This is a genomic window from Secundilactobacillus muriivasis (assembly GCF_054785195.1).
Genome location: NZ_BAABMI010000053.1, coordinates 17807 through 37708 on the forward strand (window position 1 = coordinate 17807; position 19902 = coordinate 37708).

Here is a 19902-nt window from a genome sequence, read left to right on the forward strand (position 1 = left end):
AAGTGAACACGAAATGGAGGGATGACAATGGATAATTTAATTTTCTTCAACCCCGGTGATTCAATTGGAAACTTCCACGATTACGATGAAGCTGTGAGAACAGCCCAGATCTATCGGGAAGCTAACCACGTGCAAGACGGCCACGTTCTGGTCGTTAAAGGCGTTGATAATAAAGCGTTCGACATCTTTTTAGCCGATAACGAAATCAGTCACCAAAATGAAAATGGTGATGATTCTAAGGCGTATCAGGTATCAAAAGAAGTTTAGTGTGTGAAATGAAGCATTTAGAGAACAAAGCGTAAGGGCCAATCAATAGCAAGTCGCCGTTCTCGGCTTTTGCTAATTGCCTCACGCGCAGTTCTCCACCTGTAAATTTCCAATCTCAAAAAACAGCCTCAAAACCGCACCCGGTTTTGAGGCTGTTTCACGTAAGGCAAATCAAACTGCTCACCATCCGCAGCCGTCACGCTTAAAAAATGATCTCGGTCATAACGCTGAAGCACAACTGGCACGCTAGCCGTCACCGATGTATGATCATTTGCTAGCGTAATCGTCGTTGCTGAAGCCTCACTAATTTGATAACCGATTTTAGCCAGAAATTGCTCAATTTCAGCAGCTCGATCATCAAGCGTTAACTCACGCACATCACTAATCAATACTCGCACGAAACATCCTCTCCTACTTTTATCTATCGTGCCGTTAGCACAAACTGTTGTGCAACAAACAGGTTGGCTTTAAAGCCAACTAAATCATCATAGGCCAACGCTTTTGTCGGCACGGACACGATTCAGACAGTTCGCGCAACGCCTGCAAAAAGCGTTTCTGTAACCGGCGATTTGCCAGTGGCAATGAGCGCGAAATCAGTTGATTGGCCTGATAATAACGTTGGATTTCGTGTCGCAACAACCGCGTCACCGTGTTGACCTGAGCAAAATCTTGTCGCTTTCGGGCGCCCAGTTCAACCTGCTCAATTCGAGATTGCCAGTGCTTGAAAATCCGTTGAATTTGTCCACGAACGTCTTCTAGGTGTGAAAAATCAAGCTGATGGTTGATCACGGTTTGCTAACGCCTGTTTACCCTTTTCGGTCAAGCCGTTAATAAAGTGACCAGCATCAATATACCCTGCGGCAATCAAGGGCTTTGGATCGCCACCAATCACGTTATCACAGTAATCCACAAAGTAACTTGGACTGGTCCCCGGTTCAACCTTACCCGTTGCAATCGCGTCTAAAATGTTGTAGTCCGTCGCTGTTAGTTCCATTGTTTGACACCTCCAAATTAATTATGTTGAGAATAAGTCGAATTGGGGGAATAATCAAGTCAAACGATTGTTATTGATCGTCCTGAAGACACAAAAAAGCTCACTAAACTTAATTAGCAAAGCTTTAATGAGTCATTGATTCGGTATGTTAATTATGCCCCGAGCAGGATTCGAAGTCACATAGCATTAGGATTGATATAACAGTATTTATAGAGTTACAAAGTGGTTTTGTGCCACTTTTGTGCCACAAAACCTAGGCGGGTTTACATATTCAGTATACGAAAAAAAGATTTAATATACAAAAAAAGGCCTCCCACTCCAATAAGGAATGAGAGGCCTTTCCGTGATGATCGTGTTCAACTGATTATACCAGATTGATGAGCTTGAGTGAGCTTTGATGAGTTCGAATGCTACTCAACAAACTTATTAATCAACTTACTACCTGAAATGTACTTACCATTCCCCAACAAAATCCGACTGGTATGGCCGTACTTGACCACCTTTTCAACATCAAACTGAGTACCTTTACTGTAACCGGCGCCTTTCTTAGTCAACGCCAAATCGCTATAACGGTATGTGCCGCCAACCGACTCAACCACTTTTACCTTGCTTCCGGGTGTGTAGTAAAGATTGTTGATGTACGCTTTGTTAGCCGTCACCCACAGACCATTAGTCAACTGGAACCGATGGCCAACTAACTGCTTGGTTTCTAATTTGGTACCCTTGGGGTAGCTCTTAGCGACGTTTTTACCGGTGCCAACGTCAGTAGCCGACTTGTATGCCTTGATCGTTTGAAGTGTGTACATCCACACGGCGCGCCAGTCGAAGTATTCCGGTTTAGCGGGCTTGGCTGTGGAAGCCCCAGTAATCGCTTTAGCGAACTGGGCATCACTGTACCCCATTCGACTAAAGTAAGTCTCTGGATCCGTATGGGAAGTCTCACCCCAGCGTCGTGCACACCATCGATGAGTCTTAATGCCAGTCGTACTGTCAGCATTTAGTGTTAGTGGCACGTTGTACTTCTTCGCCATATCTCGAACCAGTTCGGCCGTAGTCTGCACGATTCGCATAAACTTGGCGTGATCGTTGGTCTCTTCCATTTCAATTTGTACCGGTGCTAAAGCGTTGGCGGTCCCACCAGCTCCCCATGCTTGGTAGCCGGTTGCACCAACGCTATATACCACACCATCGCCAGCAATAAAATGCACGTAAGCTTCCGTATTCTTCCACTCACGTTTCTCGTATGACGCGTTGTTCTCTGCACTGGCACCGATATTAGCGGTGGAATGCACTACAATCATACGGCCAGTGGTCTTGTACTGTGACCCCTGACTACCACTCAGTGCGTAGGTAGTAATTAGCTTGTAGCTCATTTCTTATCCTCCTTAACGTTGAATCCTTTGAACCCGTCAAACAGTCCTGAAGTAAAGCCGCCGACTAGCAACCCCATCAAACCACCCGGGAGCCAATTGGTATCCTTGGTGACTGCAACAGAAACCACACCCGCCACCATGCCAATCCCCATTGAAATCCACGGCAGCCATTTGTTATCAACCTTCGTTTTTTTTACGGCCTGAGCCAAAACAAAGACGACCAGAATAGTGATCATTAATTCCCCGGTCGTTCCTAGGTTAAGCTGTTGGATATAATCCACGCTTAATCACCTCTCTTTAGTTTTTTAACTTCTTCCTTTAATCGTTTATTTTCCCGTTTTAATTGCTCAATCTCCTCTTTCTTAGTTGGCTGACCGGAATTAATCCGGGCTACCCACACAGGTACGTACCCTACCGCAATGGCGGAGATAGCTGAGAGAATCGCAGTAATGATCTTGTCATTGATGGCTATTCATCTCCTGTAAATGCATACGAAACGATGCGACAAACTACACCTCCTGCCAAAACTGATCCAGGGCTAATCAACAGCCCCATTTCCATGTCGTGAATTAAGAAGGCAATAAACGCCGCTGACCACACTAATGTCAATAACCCAATCATAATAGGCCGGGCGTAGAACCAATGAAAGTCCCATACCGAATACGTCAGTGTGAACGTCCCGATAACCGCAATGCCAAAAATAATTGCGGGGTCGTCCATCATACCGATCACCGTGTGACCGGGTGGTTTAATATCAAAGAAACCAGCTTGTACGATGAAGACCAATGCCACCGCGTAGGTTTCAATCGCCATCCAGAACCAGCCCTGATTCTTTTTGTAGTGCTCCAGAAATTGCTTCATTTAAAGCACCCTCCTTATTGAGCAACTGATTCGCTTGTGGAGGTCGACTCGCTTAACGAACTCGCCACTGAATCACTTGTAGAGGCTACCGGTGCGGTGCTGGTCGTTGCTTGAGTTGTTGGTGCTACATAATCATCGCCGGTGATAGTCTTGTAATCGTCAGCAGTAATCCCGTCTGGTAATCCCACAACTGTTGCTAACGTTTCCTTAGTGATTGTCTTCCAATCTTGATATGCCCATGTATAAATTTGAACCATTATGCTGTCCCCTTTGCTGATTGACTGAGTGCAAGTGCTGTAATTGATTGCTGTAACTGATTGATACTCGTTGCAGATACTGTTTGCTGTTGTGCTAAGGTAGTGGCTGAGTTAACCGCTTGCTGACTAGTTTCCAACACACTGGAATACTTGGTATTCAACTCATCAAGGGATAAGTCTGGCAAGTTACCCGGATTGAGCACCACATTTTTATCCTTATCATATCGGAATTTGTCTGAATGTTGAGAAAACTGGGTAATCCATGAATCTAGAATAAATACCTTGGTAAAACCGTCTGCCTCGGTATTCTGGTACGCCGTGATGAAACCATCTGTATCATAAGTGATATAAATAAACATATAATCTTCCTTTCTAAACTAATTCATCATAGGTGACATAGGCAAGTCCTCCTGTCGTACCCGTAGTTGCTATAATACTTGCAATCCCTTTTACAATAAGAAACGTTAAATCCGTTCCACTTTGGGCAGGATGAATAAGTGACCAAAGGTAGTTAGTGTCACCATATCCGAGATATGACACTGCTAAATTTTCCACCGACTTAATGATACTTCCAAGTTGAATGGTGACTGGGATATTATAATCAGAAGAAGTACCCGTGGTCAGCGCTATTGACCCAGATAAATATAGCTTGTGATTACTATCATCTATCTTGTACAGAATATTAGTATACGGGGCTAAAGTATATCCACTAGCAGGAGTGATATATTTATTATCTAGCTGACGCCAAGCGCTTGCTTCAATACTTTTTAAATCAGCCGCGGTTGCGACATCGACACCTCCTGACTTTAATCCGGCCGTGAAGTTTGTGGCTTTAGTAGAGTCAACCATGTTAGCCGTAGCGGTGCTAACGGCGGTTGTAACATCTGCGGTTGTGGCAACATCTACCCCACCTTTTTGAAGCCCAGCAGTAAAATTAGATAACTTAGTAGTATCGGCAAGCGTTGATGGTAAACTGCTTGCTAGTAGTAACGGATTATTGTTGACTGTTGGTACGGTGTCGAAATTGTTTGCTCCAGATAGGTGAGCAACTTTGGAATCGTCGGATAAAAATACCCACGGTAACGCATGAGTGAACCCTGTTAATCCACCATTTGGGTTTACAGACCTAACCGCTATTCCGGACTTATTTTCTAATGAATATGCTATCTGAATTTCTTCAAAGTGGTTCCAATCATATTGTATTTTATTTTCCAGCATTATAAGCGCTTTAAAAGGATTGTTAGGAGCGCTTCCAGAAACATAATATAATCCGGGTTTAACCAAAGTATCTACATCTGTATTGATTGGCTGAGAATTTTTTCCTGCTGCAGAATCTAGCACTGCCGGAGTAAAAGAAACTCCATTTACTTGAATTGTACCATTATGATTATCATGGACAACCTTGCTATCATCAGCAGGTGTGTAACTAATTTTGTCTTGTTTAGCGTTAACTTCTTCGATACCCGCTACATCACTGGCCGGTTTACGCATATCAGACACATTTACTTTATTGTCCACATCCGCCGCGGTAGCCACGTTAACGCCTTTTACGGTGGCTTTCTGGAAGTCATTGGCACCCGTGAACTTGTTGTCTACGCCGGTGCGAGCGATGTCTTTTGGCAAGTTTTGCATAGCCTTGGCAACTGCGCTATCCACGTACTCAATCGAAGCCGTACCGGTCACATCGATCGCAACGGTGACGTTAGCTTTCTGCCCAACCACGACATAAATCGTAATCGTGAATTTGTAAAATACGTTGTCAGCAAAATCCGGGATATAATCCGCCTCATCTGCTGTGGTTAGGGCGTACAGGGTTTCTTTGTCGCTACCCTCTTCTTTTGCAAATAAGCCAATCGTATTTAACGTATATCCTTCATCGATTGAAGCACCTTCGTTTTTGTTTTGGAAGGTGACTTGCGTACCAGTAATACCTGTACTGCCGTCGGGGTCATCAACTTGTGCCACAATCTGTGCCACTTGCGTCTCATCTGGCAATGAAGTCAGAGCGACTAACTCGGCATCAGTCTTGCCGCTTAAGTCTGTTTTACTCCCAACTGCACGTGTAATGGAAAATTTAGCACTGCCGTTAGCAGCCCGAGTTGCCAAAGCCTGACCAGCAGTCGTGAGTAATGTATCGTTATATTTTGACACTTGCTATACCTCCTTTGGTCTCACGGTTGTCTCACTGAACAACTGCGTGACCGAGTTTAATTTCATTGGCAACTCCGATCTCGCCTCTGAATTGATATTAATTTGATATGCCATGTTAACCGGTAAATACACATTTAACAGATACTTGAGCCAATCTAACTGGCTATCTGTGATGTCATCTCTTTCGCTGAACGTCGAAATAACTTGTTCCTGAACGTCTCGCTGGACATTTGCGGGAATATTGAATGACTTGATTAAGCTTTGAAAGTACTTAAAAGTAATGGGTCTCGGTGGCAACAACCTCAGCAGAATGTCGTACCGTCGAGTTTCCAACGACTTACTGTAATCGGTTGGAATCTTGAGCATATCTTCATAGATTGCTAGTCCTTGGGAATCTGCCTGCATGACGAAATGATTCATCAGCCAACGCTGAATCAGATTATCGAACTCGTCGAACGAATGTTGTTCTGAGTTAAGCAATGCTTCCATCTCACGTACGTCAGCATAATAATCTGGCATAAAATCCTTAAGCATCAAGCGTCACCTCACCAACAATCGGTAATTGTGATACCTCGTTTGTAAAACGCATTTAAACGTCTCCGTCCACATTGTTGAGCTTAGGCAATGTTGCGTTAACAACACCTGGTACCGCCATAATCTTGCTCAACAACTGCGAGCAGTAAATTGTTAGCGAGTATCCTCGACCAGTCACGTTATTGACTTGATTCCAAACTCGACGTTGTTCGTTGAAGTAATCTTCAATTGCAGCGTTAATCTTGTCTTTCACGGCTAAAATTGTCATATCTGATTGGACTGTTACATGCGTAGCAATGTTCACCAACAATTTCTCTGGTGCCACAACAGTGACCACATGGTCAATCGGTGCCAGGCCATATCCAGAGCCTTGTGGGCTAGGGTCGACAGCTTCTTGTACCTGCTCAATCAGCTCACTGCTAGCAGGCTGATAGTCGTTATTCAGGATAACTAGTTTGACCGTGCCCCCACCTTGCCATGATGGATAAATCTGACCAGCTCCTACCGTTTCAATACGGCTAAGCATGTCTTGGTAATCAGCGATGTTGCCACCATAGGCGATATAAGAATCGCTAGACATGATACGTGCTCGCAAGTGCTCATCATCTTCGCTATCACGTGCCGGCACTGATATTTCAGTAATTTCAGCCCAACTCAGACTATCATTCGGTGTAACCGGCAGAATTTGACCGATGTATCGATTCGGGCCAGTCCCAGATAATTCGGCACGTAATAGCCCAGTCCCATTACCATTGACTTCCGCAACTGTATAGAAAAACGGGTCGTCGCCAATGCTGGCAAAACGATCCGTTACTTCAACGTTATTAATCGGTTTGTTATCAGAATCTAAAAATTTAGCCGTTACTTTCGAAAAGGTTGCTGGCTGTCTTGTTGTGCCTTTTGATTCCGCATGCCAATCCAGAAATTCTCCTTCGGCTGTTTGTGGAAACGTCTGACGCAACGAGTTAGCTTGATTTAATGACTGAATAGCCAGTTGCATTGCAGCGGGTGCCAACGCATCGTAGATGATGGAACCTTCACGTTTATCCACATTATCGGGTACCTGGTTAAGCATCTCATCTAGCCAATAATCGAAATCTTGAGCTTCAATTTGTGCGATTAATTCAGTTGGATTCACTTGATTGCCACCTCACTTTCTACGGGAAGGTCTCCATAGATGGTTGTGACGGTCCCAGTTACAGTGAGTGCAGTTGGCCCCGTCTGTTGAATATCATCCACAACGACATCCGTCACCCGTTCATCTGCAAACAACGCTTCTTCGAGCATCCGTTGTACTTCTACTTTCGCATATTCGAAGTCTTTGCCGAACAACTCACTGAAGTCATTGCCATACTGTTCATCGTAAATTGGGTAGGTAAAACGATCAGTCTTTAGAATCTTATCAACGACTTGAACCATCGCTTCTCGACCGTCCGTCATCTCTAAAATTCGGCCGTTCTTAACGTGGTAAGTGAGTGTGGGGAGAGTTTCCTCTTCCAGTTCACTAGCCACTGTATCAACGACTTCTAGACCATCTACCCCTGTTTCGTCATCCATCTACGTCACCTTCTTCCGCTGTTTTTTCAAATACATAGTACTGTTGGCCACCATCCATGCGGATCATGGCCACCCCGTCACCAATTTCTAGTGAGTCGTCCACAATGACTTCTTCATCTTTGCGGGTCACTTCGCTGTCACTTTTCCAATCCTTATAGGTAACTTTCTCTTTATGCTTGGTTACATATCGTCCTAAAATTAAGAACGCATCGGTCAACGTCATCTGGTTGGAAATCTGAATTTTAAGCGGCGAGGTTGAAACGACCGTCCCGAAAACGATATCCGCATAGTCCGAATTGTTCCCACCGCGAGCTTTCATCATGCCAAGCATTCGTTCTCCAGCCATAATCAGAACCTCGCCTTCATTTCTAATTCAGCGGTATCAGTGGTAGCCGTAAAGGTATGAGTCGCTTTCGTGATCAACGTGTATCGAGTACCAATACCAATGTCGTTTAAACTCTTAATCTTCACCGGCCAATAATTACCGGGCACCATATTCAATGAAGCGAATGTGGTCAGCTTAAGCGTATGGGCTTGTTTGCCTTTCGACTTCAAAATACTCTGCGCCTTATCCTTCATCTGAGCGGCGTTCGCTTTATCCTTGGCCTTTTCGACTGATTGGAGTCGGCCCCAGCGTTCCACCGAATTCGAACTAGCAGTGACTGTTGTCAACTTGGTAGCCTTGGGATCAGTTGAACCGGCGTAGTCCTTTTTGCTTTTAGTCTTAGCCGTTGCGCTGGTGGTCTGCTTCTTGGTCTTATCTGTTCGTACCACCCGCACCGTATTGACCACGTCGTCAATCGAACGGGTATACGAAAATGCTTGGAGACTAGATTTGTCGCCGATGTAATACCCCATCTTTTTGAACGGTGACTGCCGCAACTCGATAGTGCCGTAGTTATCAAATAGGAAGTATTTATGACCCGTAGCCGACTGAGTGGACTTAAAACTGTCCTTGAGCATATCGAAATAACTCTTAGAGTCACACACCTCAGCTTTGAGCTTGTGTGTCGAGTTGTTGACCACCTTGCCTTTAACTCCGGCCAGCTTGCAAACCTGTAAGAAGCGCTGTGCAATGGTCCCGACTTGCCAAACCAAGCTATCTTGGTTTTTGAAATACCGTAAGCTATCGTAGGCAGTGACTGAAAAGACCTCTGACTGATCGTAGTCGAACTTGAAAATCTTACCCTTGAATACCGGTTTGTCGTCCCACTTAAATGAAACGATGTCGCCGTTCTTCGGCGTGAATCCTTCATCAACTTCCACAAGCTTAAAGGTCAGCTCACCACAAGCAAAATCAATATCAGTCGTCCATTTAATCTCAGATTCAAGAATAGGCCGCACGTCCCAGATAGTCTTCTCACCCGGCGTCTGTATCGTAAACAGAGTAACTGTCATCGCTACACCGCCTTTACTGCGGAAGCCGATACCCAACCCCGAGCACCACCATTTAAAGTAGTGACGTGGTACGGATATTTTGCACCCTTGGCAACCAGCGAGATTTTTCGAGTCGCATTGCGTTCCGTTAAACCAGCACCATTACCAGCTGAGTCACGGTGTAGTACACCATTCACAACTACCTTAGAACCTCGACTGATTTTCTTAGGTGGTGCTGCACGTTGCTTACCTTTTTTGGCAGTCTTCTTTTTCTTCGAAGCCTTAACCTTAATCGCTTTGTGGGGCTTGTACTCAGTTAACTTAAAGGTGTATTGATACTCCTCTGCGAAGCCTTCACTCATGCCGTACTTAAATTCTGACATGACACCTTTGAAATTAATCTTCGTACCCGATACCACAAGGCGTGCTTGTTTACGGGACTTATAGATTTTCTCAAGTTTATCCAGATACGTTTGCGCCTTTTTATAGGGCTTGTCCGTACTCAAATAATGTACATCTTCAGTCTCGACCGGTAAAATACCGTCAATTTGAATCGAAACTAGCTTCTCGTCACCGATTAAATTCAACTCACCTAGTTTAATCACTTTCACAGTCGAATCATCTCTGGTGTAATCCAAGCTAATTTCTTTGGGATTAACCGGCAACTCAAACGTTTTATTCTTACTATCAGTTAGGTAAAACCGCATATCTGTTGGCATGATTAACCCCTCCTTTCATTGACGCTCATTAGGTAATCTTCAAATTGTTGTACCAAAGACTCAATATCCATATCGGTATTGCCAGTGCTGTTCACTTGAATGGCACCCGGTGCAATTGTGATTGATCTATTATTTGCACTCTGACTATTCGTTGTGGAAGTCGTAGATCCATAAGGCGTCACACTACCAGTGAATGGTGTATTAGTAGGCGTTGATAAATTTCCGCTAGTAGCTAGCTGACCATTCACAGCAAGTGGCGAGCCGTTTAATCCACGCATAGCACCAACCACATTACCAACAGCGGTATAGGCTCGATTAAATCCATCTGCCAGTAAATCACCAGGGTTCATTCCCATCATATTTGCACCGTTAATTGCTGCGTGTGCCATTGCAGTACCAGTACTAGCAATCGAACTAACCGTACTACTCATGCCGTTAACTAAACCTTGCCCCATGTAACCACCAATCTCAGCAAACACACGCGATGGTGAATGAACTTTAGCTGCTGCACGAGCAGCACTAGCCGCTGCATTGGCTAAGGCACTAGCAGCCGCTTGAACCGCCCCAATTTGCGAACGTAAACCAGCTGCCAGTCCAGCACCAATCATGACACCAGCCGAACGAGCGGCACCAACACCACTCTTCATTCCGTTAGTAGCCGCATTAGCCAAGGCATGACCAGCAGCACTAGCACTACCGACACCACCTCTTAATGCTGAAATGAACCCTTGAACTGCCGATTGTGCTGCTGACTTAAGACTATTCAGTCCCGCTTTTACAACACTGACCGCAGCAACCATACTAGTTAAACTAGCAGCTGCACTTGCGGCACTAGAAGCAATCGAACCTACTTGACTAGCTACCATTGCCGTAGCTGCTGCCAACATCATCATACCAGCAGCTGCAATCATCGCTGAAGTGCCAATCATTGTTAATCCCATAGCTGCCATCATTGCCGTCATGGAAACCATCATCAAACCAGCCATTGCCATCATAGCTCCGACCATGACCATCATCAGTCCGACCATCGCTAACATACCGCCAACCATAACCATCATTAACCCGACCATCGCCATCATGCCACCAGTCATCACTAAGATAAGTCCGACAAACGCCATCATTGCGCCCATCATCACCATCATTAGTCCAACCATTGCCATCATAGCTCCGACCATAACCATGAGTAATCCAGTGAAAGCTAGCATCGCACCGGTAAACACTAACATCAATCCGACAAAGGCTAACATTGACGCCATCATCACCATTGCCATTGCTGCCGCAAATACAAAAGCACCCACAGCCGCAATCAATAATCCAGCAGCCAATACGACTAGACTTACGCCTAAAAGAATAATTCCGACCGCCGCAACAATGGATAATACGCCAAACAGTGCTAGAGCAACACCTAATACCATGATATTAAGCGCAGCTTGTAGTCCATACGTTGCAATGATTGGTAACTGAGTAGCTAAAATTGCCATCCCGGCAGCGGCAACGAATACCGCTAATCCAATCACCAATAAAGCTGCACCAAATACTAACAATCCAACCGAACCAGTTAACAGTGCCGGTCCTAGTAACGCGACCACAGCTGCAAGAGCGGCAACGGCAACAATCATGCCGAAAAATACTGCAATTGCTGCGCCTCCAGAACTAGCTAATTGTGTAGATGCACTTGCCATCATATAGAAACCAGCACCAGCTAACGCAATTGCTCCGCCAACCATCAGTAGCGCTGCTCCCAGTTTTAGAAACCCTAAAGCTGATTTACCTGCCGCAGCGCCATCTGGAACTGGAATTTTAGCTTTACCGACATTTCCTAGTCCACTAAATGCACCGGTAATACCACTGATAATGGCGCCAATGCCTTTAGCCGCTTTAAACACGGTTAAGGCAATTGCCAGAGCAGTTAATGCTTTAGCAATTCCATTTAATTGACCAGGACTAAGTGTGCCTATCAACTTTAAACCACCAACAATTGCACCAAGCGCAAGTCCAGAAGTGCCAGCTTTTAAAGCTGCAAAAGCTAACCCAAGATTTTTTAAAGCGCTAGGATCCATTTTGCTGATATTCTTCATAGCATCACCAATTAACTTAACAGCACTGGTGATACCACTCACGACACTTTTAGCAATCGGCGTAACCGCTGCTGCTAATTTATTGCCGTTAATATTTCCAAACGAGTTAGATAATTTACTAATGGCATTGATTCCGACTTTGCTAACTGCATCAAAGGCCGGCTGTAGCTTATTAGCTAATCCTTCACGAGCACCGTCAATAGCCTGTCCCATCGTCTTAAATTGGGTTGCCATTTTACTGAAGTTAGCGTTGGTACCAGTTTTCGCAATTGCATTAAAGAAGTCTTGCGTCTTAATTTTACCCGCCTGAACGTCCTTAACTAATTGACCTGTCGATTTACCCATTGTTTTAGCAACGGCTGCCATCCCAGCAGGTGTTTGTTCAAGCATCAGTTTAAAGTCAGCCCACTGAATCTTGGGCTTGGCTGCTGCTTGAGTGGCCTGTTGACTAAGTGTTTTCATAGCTTGTGCTGGATCACTTGACGCGGCTGCTAATCCACCAAAGCCTTTAACTAATGCCCCAGTACCCTTGGTCCCAACTGCTGCCAATTGACTGTATGTGGATGCCATATCTGACGCACTGTAAATTGTCTTTTGCGCAAACTTCTGTAAATCACCACGGGTTGAGGCAATTTGTGCTGGTGACTTTCCTAGCATTTCCATATTGCCATTAAAAGTCTGCCAAGCCCGACTAGACTCGTCTAATTCATTGTACATACCACGTAGGCCAGTACCAATCATCCCAATCCCTTTGGTAATACCAGTACCGATAATGGTCCCACCTAACACTGACTTAAACATATTTCCGCCACTAGCAGCACTTCCTGACAACTTACTCATTGCTGAAGCGCCACCTGACAATCCGGATTTAAGCTTGTTCAAAGCACCACTAAAAGCATCGTTGATTCGAATTGTTGCACTAATTGTTCCTGCCATATATACCCTCCTTTCTAGCAAAAAAAAGCCAGAGGCCTAATGGCGATGGCCCTTAGCTCTGGCTTTTCTTTCTGCATCTTTTTGTTGTTTCTTTTCTGCTGCAAGTCGATTGTCGATTCCAGCAATTACGAGGGCTTTTTCACGCATCGATAGTTTCAACCAATCAGAGGGTAACCATCCAAATTCATGCATTGTGTAATGATAATATTGGAATTCCGCTCCCTGACCGGCTTTGATTAGTTTTTTACCGTTTTAACATCTTCATCTACTGATTCCGTGATTCCCGCAAAATCAGTTAAAGCTCTAGTGATGATGTTAAACTCAGACACCTTGAGCATTGCTCGCAGTGTCTGTGCTTCATCACCCATCGTGCCATATGCCTTTTGTAATTCAGCATTTTGTAAATCTGGTTGAACTACTGATTTCGCAATAAGCAAGTCAGCGTAAAGAGATTGGTTTACTTGCGGTTCGAGTTGCCCCGTCTTTGGATTTTTAATCCGTGAAGTTGCTTTCTTTTGAAGCGCTTCGTTCTCTTCATTTGTCACTTCCTGAACAATAAATGGTGCCGAAAAACGGTCTAGTTTGATCTCTTTTTTGTCTTTCTCTTTCTTAACGATAAAATCTTGAATTGAAACTTGTTTCTTTTCTTCAGCCATGAAATAGCCCTCCTAATTGTTATTCTTCGAACCCTGTAAATGGTTCGACTAACTCGACGCCTTCGAAAGTAAAATCTGATTCAAATTGCATGACATCATCATCCGCTTCAAAATCAGCAAATGGTACATCGTCTAAGTTAACATCCGTGAAATGTAGCGTTTGCTTGCCTGCACGAGATGTTGGGTCTTCAATCGTCATAGTAATTTCAAAGTACAAATCTTTGCCACCTTGAATATATGGTAAGGCGTACTTAACCCAATTAGAGCTAATTACATAACCACCAAGTGTCCCCGTACCTTCTACAGAGGTGACCTTCTTATGTTTCCAACGTGAACCTAGAGTTTGTACATCTTCTTTATTCTTTTCGAGTTTAGCAGCGAACTGATTACACTCAATCATCGGCCAAACCTTACCATTCATCGTCACAAAGACTTTAGCGTCCTTAGTTGAAATAGTGTCACGGCCATTCAAGAATTGACCGACTGTTGATACTGATTCGTTATCCATTAATCAATCGCTCCTTTCTAGTTGACGTAAATCGTCATGTAAAGTTTCTCCATAGCGTCCACAGGTGTGATGGCTAAATTGACCAGGATTGCATCTCGTGCTTCACCAGGGTCAACAGTAATATCAACTGGATCAAAGTTCTGAATTGCTCCAGCTGTTTCTAATGACCGCAAGTAAGCCACCCGGTTAGCCTTGAATAAGTCACGACCAGTTGCGTTGTTGTCAACTTTGCCAATGAATTGACTGTGGAAGATTTCGCTAGTATCCATTGCAATACCGTCCATCGTCCGCAAAGTACGGTTCTTATGGAACTCATCTTGCTTTTCTTTGGTAAAGGTAATTAAAGAATTAATATCCTGTTCAACAACCACCGTGCCGTCACGACGTTGAGTGAATACCACATGACCCGCTTGCAATTCACGAATGATTTGTTCATTACCGAATTTCGGATAAATTCCAATTGCATCAGGGTATTCAGCGTAGGTCAGTGATTCGTCCAATTTAGCTGCTGAAGATGCACCAGCAAACCAACCAGCCGCTTCACTGTTAGTGAGTGTAGTGCCATCGTTTAAGACAACACCATTAGTTACGACTGAAACACCTTCGTAATCGTACTTTGAAGCGCCTTCCAGTAATGGCACAACTGCCCGAATCTTATAACCATCATTTTCACGAAGTCGCTTAGTTGCCGTTGCTACTAATTCATGGATATCGTTATCAGCTTCATATCCGGCTGTGGTAACGACTTGGAATGCTTCAGTATCAAGCGCTTCATTGAGTAAATCGGTCATTTCAGCCGCTTCAGTTGTCCCACCAGCTAATGGATATGTGGTTGATGCTGCTAGTGCTACCAGCTTATCCTCACCAGCAGTTGCGGAGAAATCAGCACCACCATCAGCTGCCGTAACAGTCCCGACTGGTTCGGTACCATCACCAGTGAACGCTACATCCACATAAGCATTGCTTTCCAATCCAGAAGCCGTAATTGTTCGTACAGTTTGTTGATCCACAATTTTAGTACCGTACAAAGTTGTCACCGTAATCCGGGTTTCATCGTCTGGATCCTTTTCAATTGAAATGGTGACTTTATTGCCTTGCGTACCAGCATACTTTGCCGTGAAGTTCCAAGGTAAAGCAACATCTTCTACCTTAGCCTTTTCACCGTCATTGTTATTCAGATAAAGAACGGTTAAAGCGCCTTTCAAGGTTTCCTTTAGTGCTCGCAACTTAGGGTCATCTAAAGTCGTCCCTAATGCAGCTAAGAAATCACTTTCGCTGTCTAGTTCAGTAACACCTTTTGCACCCCAGTTTAATTCAGCCGCACCAACTAAAAGGGTTCGGCCTAAAGATGTATCTGGTTTAGGGTTAGGCACACTCTTGGTGTTGATATAAGCACCAGGGCGCACCTTGTTTTGTGCTGTCCATGTTCCACCAGCCATTAGCGGATACCTCCTTTAAATTCTTTAATGATTTGTTCTGCTTCAGCCTTGGTATAAAGCTTTTCTGGATCCAATCGAATTGATAGCATATCTCGTTCAATTGGCTTGAATCCCTTACTAGTCACCAAGGCGGTCTTACTAAATTTATTTTCGTTTGCCATAGTGCACTTCCTCACTGTTCATTTTTGCTGATATATCAATAGTTTCTTGCTTAGGTGTGTTGTCCTTTGGATAAGCCCGAATTACTACATCAAAAGTCCCGGTTAACGCGCCATCCACAACCTGAAACTCACGGTTTCGGATAGTTGCAAATTCTGGTAACACCGTAAAATTATCCAATAGTAAATCTTGCATCCGTTCCATATCAGCTTTTGGCTTATCCAGTGTTGGAAAGTAAACCAGTTGGTAGCTGTATGTTCGTTTCTGACGTTCAAACAGTTCTGGTGTCGCACCAGTACCAATTGACGATACGAAAAAAGAAGGCTCTTTAAAGCCTCCTTTCTGGTCTTCCTTATAGATTGGTAAATCGGGGAATAGCGATTGTAGCACTGCCCCAATTTGGTCAATGATATTCAATCTAGCATCCCCTCCAATACCTTGGTTAATCCTGGTGTGATAAGACTAGGCATCATGGCCGATATTTCAGCGATTGAATCTCGTAAGAAGAATTGACCAGGTACCCAACCGCCGCCGCCACGAGTACGGTGTCCATTTTCCACAAACGGCGCATACTCAACGTTATTGTAAAGTTCAATTGCCATCACACCCGCATTAGCCACGTTCCAGCCGCGCCGTAAGTTACCGGTGTCAACCGGCGTACGTCCCTTAACTGTACGCTGAGCTTGCACTCCAACTCGTTTGAGAGAGGTTTGCAACTCTGCTTTCAACTGAGCCGGATTCGCCTTAGCTTCAACCCGTTTAGCCCACGCTTGAAATTCCGCGTCATCAACTTCAAAGAAAGCTCCCATTAGGATTCCTCCTTTGCCTTTTCGTCTCTGATCATGGCAACTTCTTGGTGAGTTACGTACCCGGTATAGGCTCGGCCTGTCTGCTTATACTTAATGGTTTGACCATTGATATCAGTCACATAAACATCACAACCAGCGGGCATTTTCAGCCCGGTACGGATATACATCACCACATCATATTGGTCAGTTCCAAACTGCTTCTGGTCGGACGCTTTAAGTGATTTTAGCGATACCTTAGCCGGTTCATCATCAGCAATCACCACATCGACTGTATCGGTAAAAGCACCAGTCTTAACCTCTTTAACACCAACGATTTTTACACGATCATGCCACAGTCTAGGGAGCGCAGCGGCCATCGCCCCGTAAGGAATGTTCATCGTAACACCACCCGAAAACCATTGAGCTGACTTACATAGTCATCAGTCACTGAGTTCACCGTTTGCAGTGTCGCAAAGACCTCACCCGGCGTCTTAAATGACACCGAGGTATCACCCTCACTGATTGAGCTAATCGTGCCGCCACCTTGATCATTCGGTGCCAACAATTCATGCGTAAACATCAACTGATAGCACATGCTTAGGATCGTGGTATCGAGTTGTTCCGGTAAATCGACAACATCGATGTGGGTGTAGTTACTCACATCGTTCACCGTTTTATCGAGTGCAAACTCAACTGTGGAGTCATAAGCACTATTTTCTAAGTTGTTTGGCACTAGCATTTTAAGCTTCTCCAGTAACGTGTCTCTCCGTGGGTGCTTAACCATTTAGATCACCTCACTAAGCTGTGGGCACTAAAGCTAATAGATCAGCCTTAAGCGTCTTTCCGGTATGGTCAATACTGTGGGCGTCTAACCAAGCCGTGATTTCGTCAATCGTGTTTGAATCGGTTGGCTTAGTATCACCAGCTGGATCAAATGCTGGCGTAGTTGGTTCGGTTTCCGGTGCCGCCACAGTGACGGCCGGGAAGCCGAATTGCGCTGACTTAGTACCAGCCGAATCGACTAACTCACCTTTAAAAGTACCAGCCGGGTACTCTTTAGGTTCCAAGTCGACATGAACCTTCGCACTATCACCAGTACCAACTTGCTTCCCATCTTGATAGACATTCAACGTATACGTTTCTGCCATGATTTATCCTCCAATCCTAATATAATGCGCTAAAGTCGGCTCCGCCCTCACTGGCTTCTACCTTAATCGTGGTGGGAGCCGCTAAGCTTTTGGGTCTTCCGTACCATCTCCGGCTGGTGCTTCACCAGCTGTTAACTTCGCAAAGGCTTCGTCCTTAACAATCATCAAACCAATATCCATAGTTGCACGTAAGGCCATCATATCTTGTTCGAACAAGTTAACTGGCTTACCATCAGCAGCTTGAACCGTTTCAAGGGTGGCATCCGTACTGATTTGGTATTGCAAGTTGCCCGGAATACCATAGTACAAGTAATCAAAGTCACCAGCGTAAAGGTCGCCCTTCTTAATCTGGTCCGACTTCAAATTAACGAATGGTAAACCATCAATCGTATTGCCTGCACGGTCATATAGCCGTTCAGTCGTACCATTTTCAACCTTGGTGGCATTCCGCAAAGCAGTATTGTTTTGTGCCTTGTTGATCCATGCGTTAGCTTCATAGTCGTTATCTAGCAAGGCATCTTCCACAGCTAAAATGTTGTCGTAAGTGATTGGGCCAGTAACAGCTGTCCCCGCCGTGGCAACAGAACCATCAATCGAATACTTGAATGGGTTATCGATATTGGTAATTCCGGCTTCATCAAACTTCTTGTAGAACGCTTCCGCAATTCGGGGCTTCATTTCGTTGAAGAACGTGCTTTGCTTGTAGTTCAGGTATTCACGGGTAACTGGTAAGATCACACCCAACTTGTGAGCACGAATAGTAACTGGTACGTATTCAGCCTTACTGGTTTGAATACGATTACCTTCATCTACCCAGTAAGCACCGGGACCCTTAGCGAACACGTCGAAGGTCTTTTCCAGATCTCCACCCATGTCGATGTACTTGCCTAATTGCATTACCTTTGAGTTTTGCAACACTTCTTTTAAAATTAATGATTCATACTTTGCGGGGATGCTACCGTCTTGGGCCTCCCGCATCATCACGTTGTCAGGCGTGAACGTTTCTCGTTGTAAAGCCATAATATAATTCCTCCTTATTTAATGATTCGAGCTTCTGCCGCCATTTCAGCTACAGACTGAGTTTCCTCGGTTTGGTTCTCTTTATGAGTGGCACCACCCGCTGGTTCATACTGGGTTTTAGTGCCCTCATTAAAGAGATAGCCATCGGATTCCTTTAGCGTATCAATTTGGTCATTCAGCCCCACCAAGTCGCCTTGATCATTAAGCTTGATGTCGTCCATATTCAGGACACCACGAATCGTTTTAGGATTGCGAACCTTAGCAGCTACCAGCGCATTGTCCAAAGCATTATCTAACTTTGTTTGGGCAAGTTGACCAGAGAGAGTTTCAGTATCGGCCTTGTATTTGTCTTGCAAGTCACTATACTTCTGTGTCAGCTCTGCGTTGTCACCCGCTTGAGACTTCAACGCTTTGATATCCTTATCGCGATTCTTGATTTGGGTCTTCAATCCATCAGTTTCGGTTTGGAGTTCACTTACCCTAGTTTCGTAAGCTTCCACATCCTTGCCAACCTGAGCCATGACCGCGTCAATTTGCTCGTCTGTTAACTGTAATGCTTTTAAAGAATCTCTTTTTAACATGAAAAACATCCTCTCTCGCTAGATTTACGTGGGGCGACCACGAATCGAGTGCAAACTAAAAAGCAGTTTTACGTCATGCTTAGGACAAAATAAAAACGCCTATGTGGGCGTTAGGTTAAAGCATATTAATATACACGGTCATCATAGTCATCCGTTTTGGGTACAGGCCGGTTCTGACTAATACTCTGTTTAATCAAATCAACTAGCCTTTTAGCACCAGTCACAGAAATATCGTATTCATCATTTTGAGTCATATTAAGGTATTCATAAAGTGGAAAGTCATCATCGAATTGTTCGGCATAAGCGTCAAGGACAGGGTTCAATACTTCAGAAGCACCAATTTCAAAGTGTAACATGTCATCACTCTCCTTTTTCACTACGTTCTTTAATGATGTCATCAACCATCTTCAAGTATATTTTATATCCTGAATTATTCACCAGAAACTCCAAAATCCCCATCAAACACATGATTCAAGTGCTTGATGGGAATTTTACGTTT

At 44.5% G+C, this 19902-nt stretch carries 29 protein-coding genes; 1 reads left to right on the top strand and 28 read right to left on the bottom strand.

Going from position 1 to position 19902, the window contains the following annotated elements:
* Positions 1-27 precede the first annotated feature (27 nt).
* Complete coding sequence (locus ACYVR3_RS12040; protein ID WP_461244440.1) at positions 28-267, top strand: hypothetical protein; 240 nt, start codon at positions 28-30, stop codon at positions 265-267.
* Between the two features lie 128 nt (positions 268-395).
* On the opposite strand, the gene ACYVR3_RS12045 is transcribed toward ACYVR3_RS12040, so the two are convergent.
* From ACYVR3_RS12045 to ACYVR3_RS12180, 28 genes are all read right to left on the bottom strand, one after another.
* Positions 396-665, bottom strand: a complete 270-nt coding sequence (locus ACYVR3_RS12045) for a hypothetical protein (protein WP_461244441.1) — start codon at positions 663-665, stop codon at positions 396-398.
* A gap of 79 nt (positions 666-744) precedes the next feature.
* Entirely contained in the window at positions 745-1056 is a 312-nt protein-coding gene (locus ACYVR3_RS12050) for a hypothetical protein (RefSeq protein WP_461244442.1), read from the bottom strand.
* Positions 1037-1261, bottom strand: coding sequence for a hypothetical protein (locus tag ACYVR3_RS12055; protein ID WP_054734753.1), 225 nt, complete (start codon positions 1259-1261; stop codon positions 1037-1039). The genes ACYVR3_RS12050 and ACYVR3_RS12055 overlap by 20 nt, the downstream gene beginning before the upstream one ends.
* A gap of 410 nt (positions 1262-1671) precedes the next feature.
* On the bottom strand, positions 1672-2634 hold the full coding sequence (locus ACYVR3_RS12060) for a DUF5776 domain-containing protein (RefSeq protein WP_461244443.1): 963 nt from the start codon (positions 2632-2634) through the stop codon (positions 1672-1674).
* Positions 2631-2915: a holin gene (locus ACYVR3_RS12065; RefSeq protein WP_461244444.1), complete on the bottom strand. Its 285-nt coding sequence runs from the start codon at positions 2913-2915 to the stop codon at positions 2631-2633. The genes ACYVR3_RS12060 and ACYVR3_RS12065 overlap by 4 nt, the downstream gene beginning before the upstream one ends.
* A gap of 187 nt (positions 2916-3102) precedes the next feature.
* Complete coding sequence (locus ACYVR3_RS12070; protein WP_461244445.1) at positions 3103-3495, bottom strand: hypothetical protein; 393 nt, start codon at positions 3493-3495, stop codon at positions 3103-3105.
* Positions 3496-3509: 14 nt separating this feature from the next.
* Positions 3510-3752 carry an XkdX family protein gene (locus tag ACYVR3_RS12075; protein ID WP_461244446.1) on the bottom strand — a complete coding sequence of 81 codons (243 nt, stop codon included), beginning with the start codon at positions 3750-3752 and terminating at the stop codon, positions 3510-3512.
* Positions 3752-4111 carry a hypothetical protein gene (locus ACYVR3_RS12080; RefSeq protein ID WP_461244447.1) on the bottom strand — a complete coding sequence of 120 codons (360 nt, stop codon included), beginning with the start codon at positions 4109-4111 and terminating at the stop codon, positions 3752-3754. Before ACYVR3_RS12080 ends, ACYVR3_RS12075 begins: the two co-directional genes overlap by 1 nt.
* Before the next feature lie 13 nt (positions 4112-4124).
* Positions 4125-5903, bottom strand: coding sequence for a hypothetical protein (locus ACYVR3_RS12085; protein ID WP_461244448.1), 1779 nt, complete (start codon positions 5901-5903; stop codon positions 4125-4127).
* 3 nt (positions 5904-5906) lie between these two features.
* A complete protein-coding gene (locus ACYVR3_RS12090; RefSeq protein ID WP_461244449.1) occupies positions 5907-6437 on the bottom strand; it encodes a putative phage tail protein in 531 nt (176 codons plus the stop codon).
* A gap of 55 nt (positions 6438-6492) precedes the next feature.
* Positions 6493-7575, bottom strand: coding sequence for a baseplate J/gp47 family protein (locus tag ACYVR3_RS12095; protein ID WP_461244450.1), 1083 nt, complete (start codon positions 7573-7575; stop codon positions 6493-6495).
* Positions 7572-7994: a DUF2634 domain-containing protein gene (locus ACYVR3_RS12100; RefSeq protein WP_461244451.1), complete on the bottom strand. Its 423-nt coding sequence runs from the start codon at positions 7992-7994 to the stop codon at positions 7572-7574. The genes ACYVR3_RS12095 and ACYVR3_RS12100 overlap by 4 nt, the downstream gene beginning before the upstream one ends.
* Positions 7987-8340, bottom strand: a complete 354-nt coding sequence (locus ACYVR3_RS12105) for a DUF2577 domain-containing protein (RefSeq protein WP_461244452.1) — start codon at positions 8338-8340, stop codon at positions 7987-7989. The genes ACYVR3_RS12100 and ACYVR3_RS12105 overlap by 8 nt, the downstream gene beginning before the upstream one ends.
* A 2-nt stretch (positions 8341-8342) precedes the next feature.
* Complete coding sequence (locus ACYVR3_RS12110) at positions 8343-9392, bottom strand: XkdQ/YqbQ family protein (RefSeq protein ID WP_461244453.1); 1050 nt, start codon at positions 9390-9392, stop codon at positions 8343-8345.
* A 2-nt stretch (positions 9393-9394) separates the two neighbouring features.
* Positions 9395-10090, bottom strand: coding sequence for a hypothetical protein (locus ACYVR3_RS12115; RefSeq protein WP_461244454.1), 696 nt, complete (start codon positions 10088-10090; stop codon positions 9395-9397).
* A 2-nt stretch (positions 10091-10092) separates the two neighbouring features.
* On the bottom strand, positions 10093-13104 hold the full coding sequence (locus tag ACYVR3_RS12120; protein WP_461244455.1) for a tape measure protein: 3012 nt from the start codon (positions 13102-13104) through the stop codon (positions 10093-10095).
* 236 nt (positions 13105-13340) lie between these two features.
* Positions 13341-13760 (bottom strand): phage tail assembly chaperone, encoded by a 420-nt coding sequence (locus ACYVR3_RS12125; RefSeq protein WP_461244456.1) that lies wholly within the window; start codon positions 13758-13760, stop codon positions 13341-13343.
* 19 nt (positions 13761-13779) lie between these two features.
* Complete coding sequence (locus ACYVR3_RS12130) at positions 13780-14268, bottom strand: phage tail tube protein (RefSeq protein WP_461244457.1); 489 nt, start codon at positions 14266-14268, stop codon at positions 13780-13782.
* A 17-nt stretch (positions 14269-14285) separates the two neighbouring features.
* Positions 14286-15707, bottom strand: coding sequence for a phage tail sheath family protein (locus ACYVR3_RS12135; protein WP_461244458.1), 1422 nt, complete (start codon positions 15705-15707; stop codon positions 14286-14288).
* Positions 15707-15868 (bottom strand): hypothetical protein, encoded by a 162-nt coding sequence (locus tag ACYVR3_RS12140; RefSeq protein WP_461244459.1) that lies wholly within the window; start codon positions 15866-15868, stop codon positions 15707-15709. The genes ACYVR3_RS12135 and ACYVR3_RS12140 overlap by 1 nt, the downstream gene beginning before the upstream one ends.
* On the bottom strand, positions 15852-16283 hold the full coding sequence (locus tag ACYVR3_RS12145; RefSeq protein ID WP_461244460.1) for a phage tail terminator family protein: 432 nt from the start codon (positions 16281-16283) through the stop codon (positions 15852-15854). Before ACYVR3_RS12145 ends, ACYVR3_RS12140 begins: the two co-directional genes overlap by 17 nt.
* Positions 16280-16675: an HK97 gp10 family phage protein gene (locus ACYVR3_RS12150; protein ID WP_461244461.1), complete on the bottom strand. Its 396-nt coding sequence runs from the start codon at positions 16673-16675 to the stop codon at positions 16280-16282. The genes ACYVR3_RS12145 and ACYVR3_RS12150 overlap by 4 nt, the downstream gene beginning before the upstream one ends.
* Positions 16675-17052, bottom strand: a complete 378-nt coding sequence (locus ACYVR3_RS12155; protein WP_461244462.1) for a hypothetical protein — start codon at positions 17050-17052, stop codon at positions 16675-16677. The genes ACYVR3_RS12150 and ACYVR3_RS12155 overlap by 1 nt, the downstream gene beginning before the upstream one ends.
* Positions 17049-17438 carry a head-tail connector protein gene (locus ACYVR3_RS12160; RefSeq protein WP_461244463.1) on the bottom strand — a complete coding sequence of 130 codons (390 nt, stop codon included), beginning with the start codon at positions 17436-17438 and terminating at the stop codon, positions 17049-17051. The genes ACYVR3_RS12155 and ACYVR3_RS12160 overlap by 4 nt, the downstream gene beginning before the upstream one ends.
* 13 nt (positions 17439-17451) lie before the next feature.
* Positions 17452-17802, bottom strand: coding sequence for a hypothetical protein (locus ACYVR3_RS12165; protein ID WP_461244464.1), 351 nt, complete (start codon positions 17800-17802; stop codon positions 17452-17454).
* Positions 17803-17883: 81 nt separating this feature from the next.
* Positions 17884-18822, bottom strand: coding sequence for a phage major capsid protein (locus ACYVR3_RS12170; protein ID WP_461244465.1), 939 nt, complete (start codon positions 18820-18822; stop codon positions 17884-17886).
* Between the two features lie 14 nt (positions 18823-18836).
* Entirely contained in the window at positions 18837-19403 is a 567-nt protein-coding gene (locus tag ACYVR3_RS12175; protein ID WP_461244466.1) for a phage scaffolding protein, read from the bottom strand.
* Positions 19404-19528: 125 nt separating this feature from the next.
* Entirely contained in the window at positions 19529-19759 is a 231-nt protein-coding gene (locus ACYVR3_RS12180; RefSeq protein WP_461244467.1) for a hypothetical protein, read from the bottom strand.
* Positions 19760-19902 lie beyond the last annotated feature (143 nt).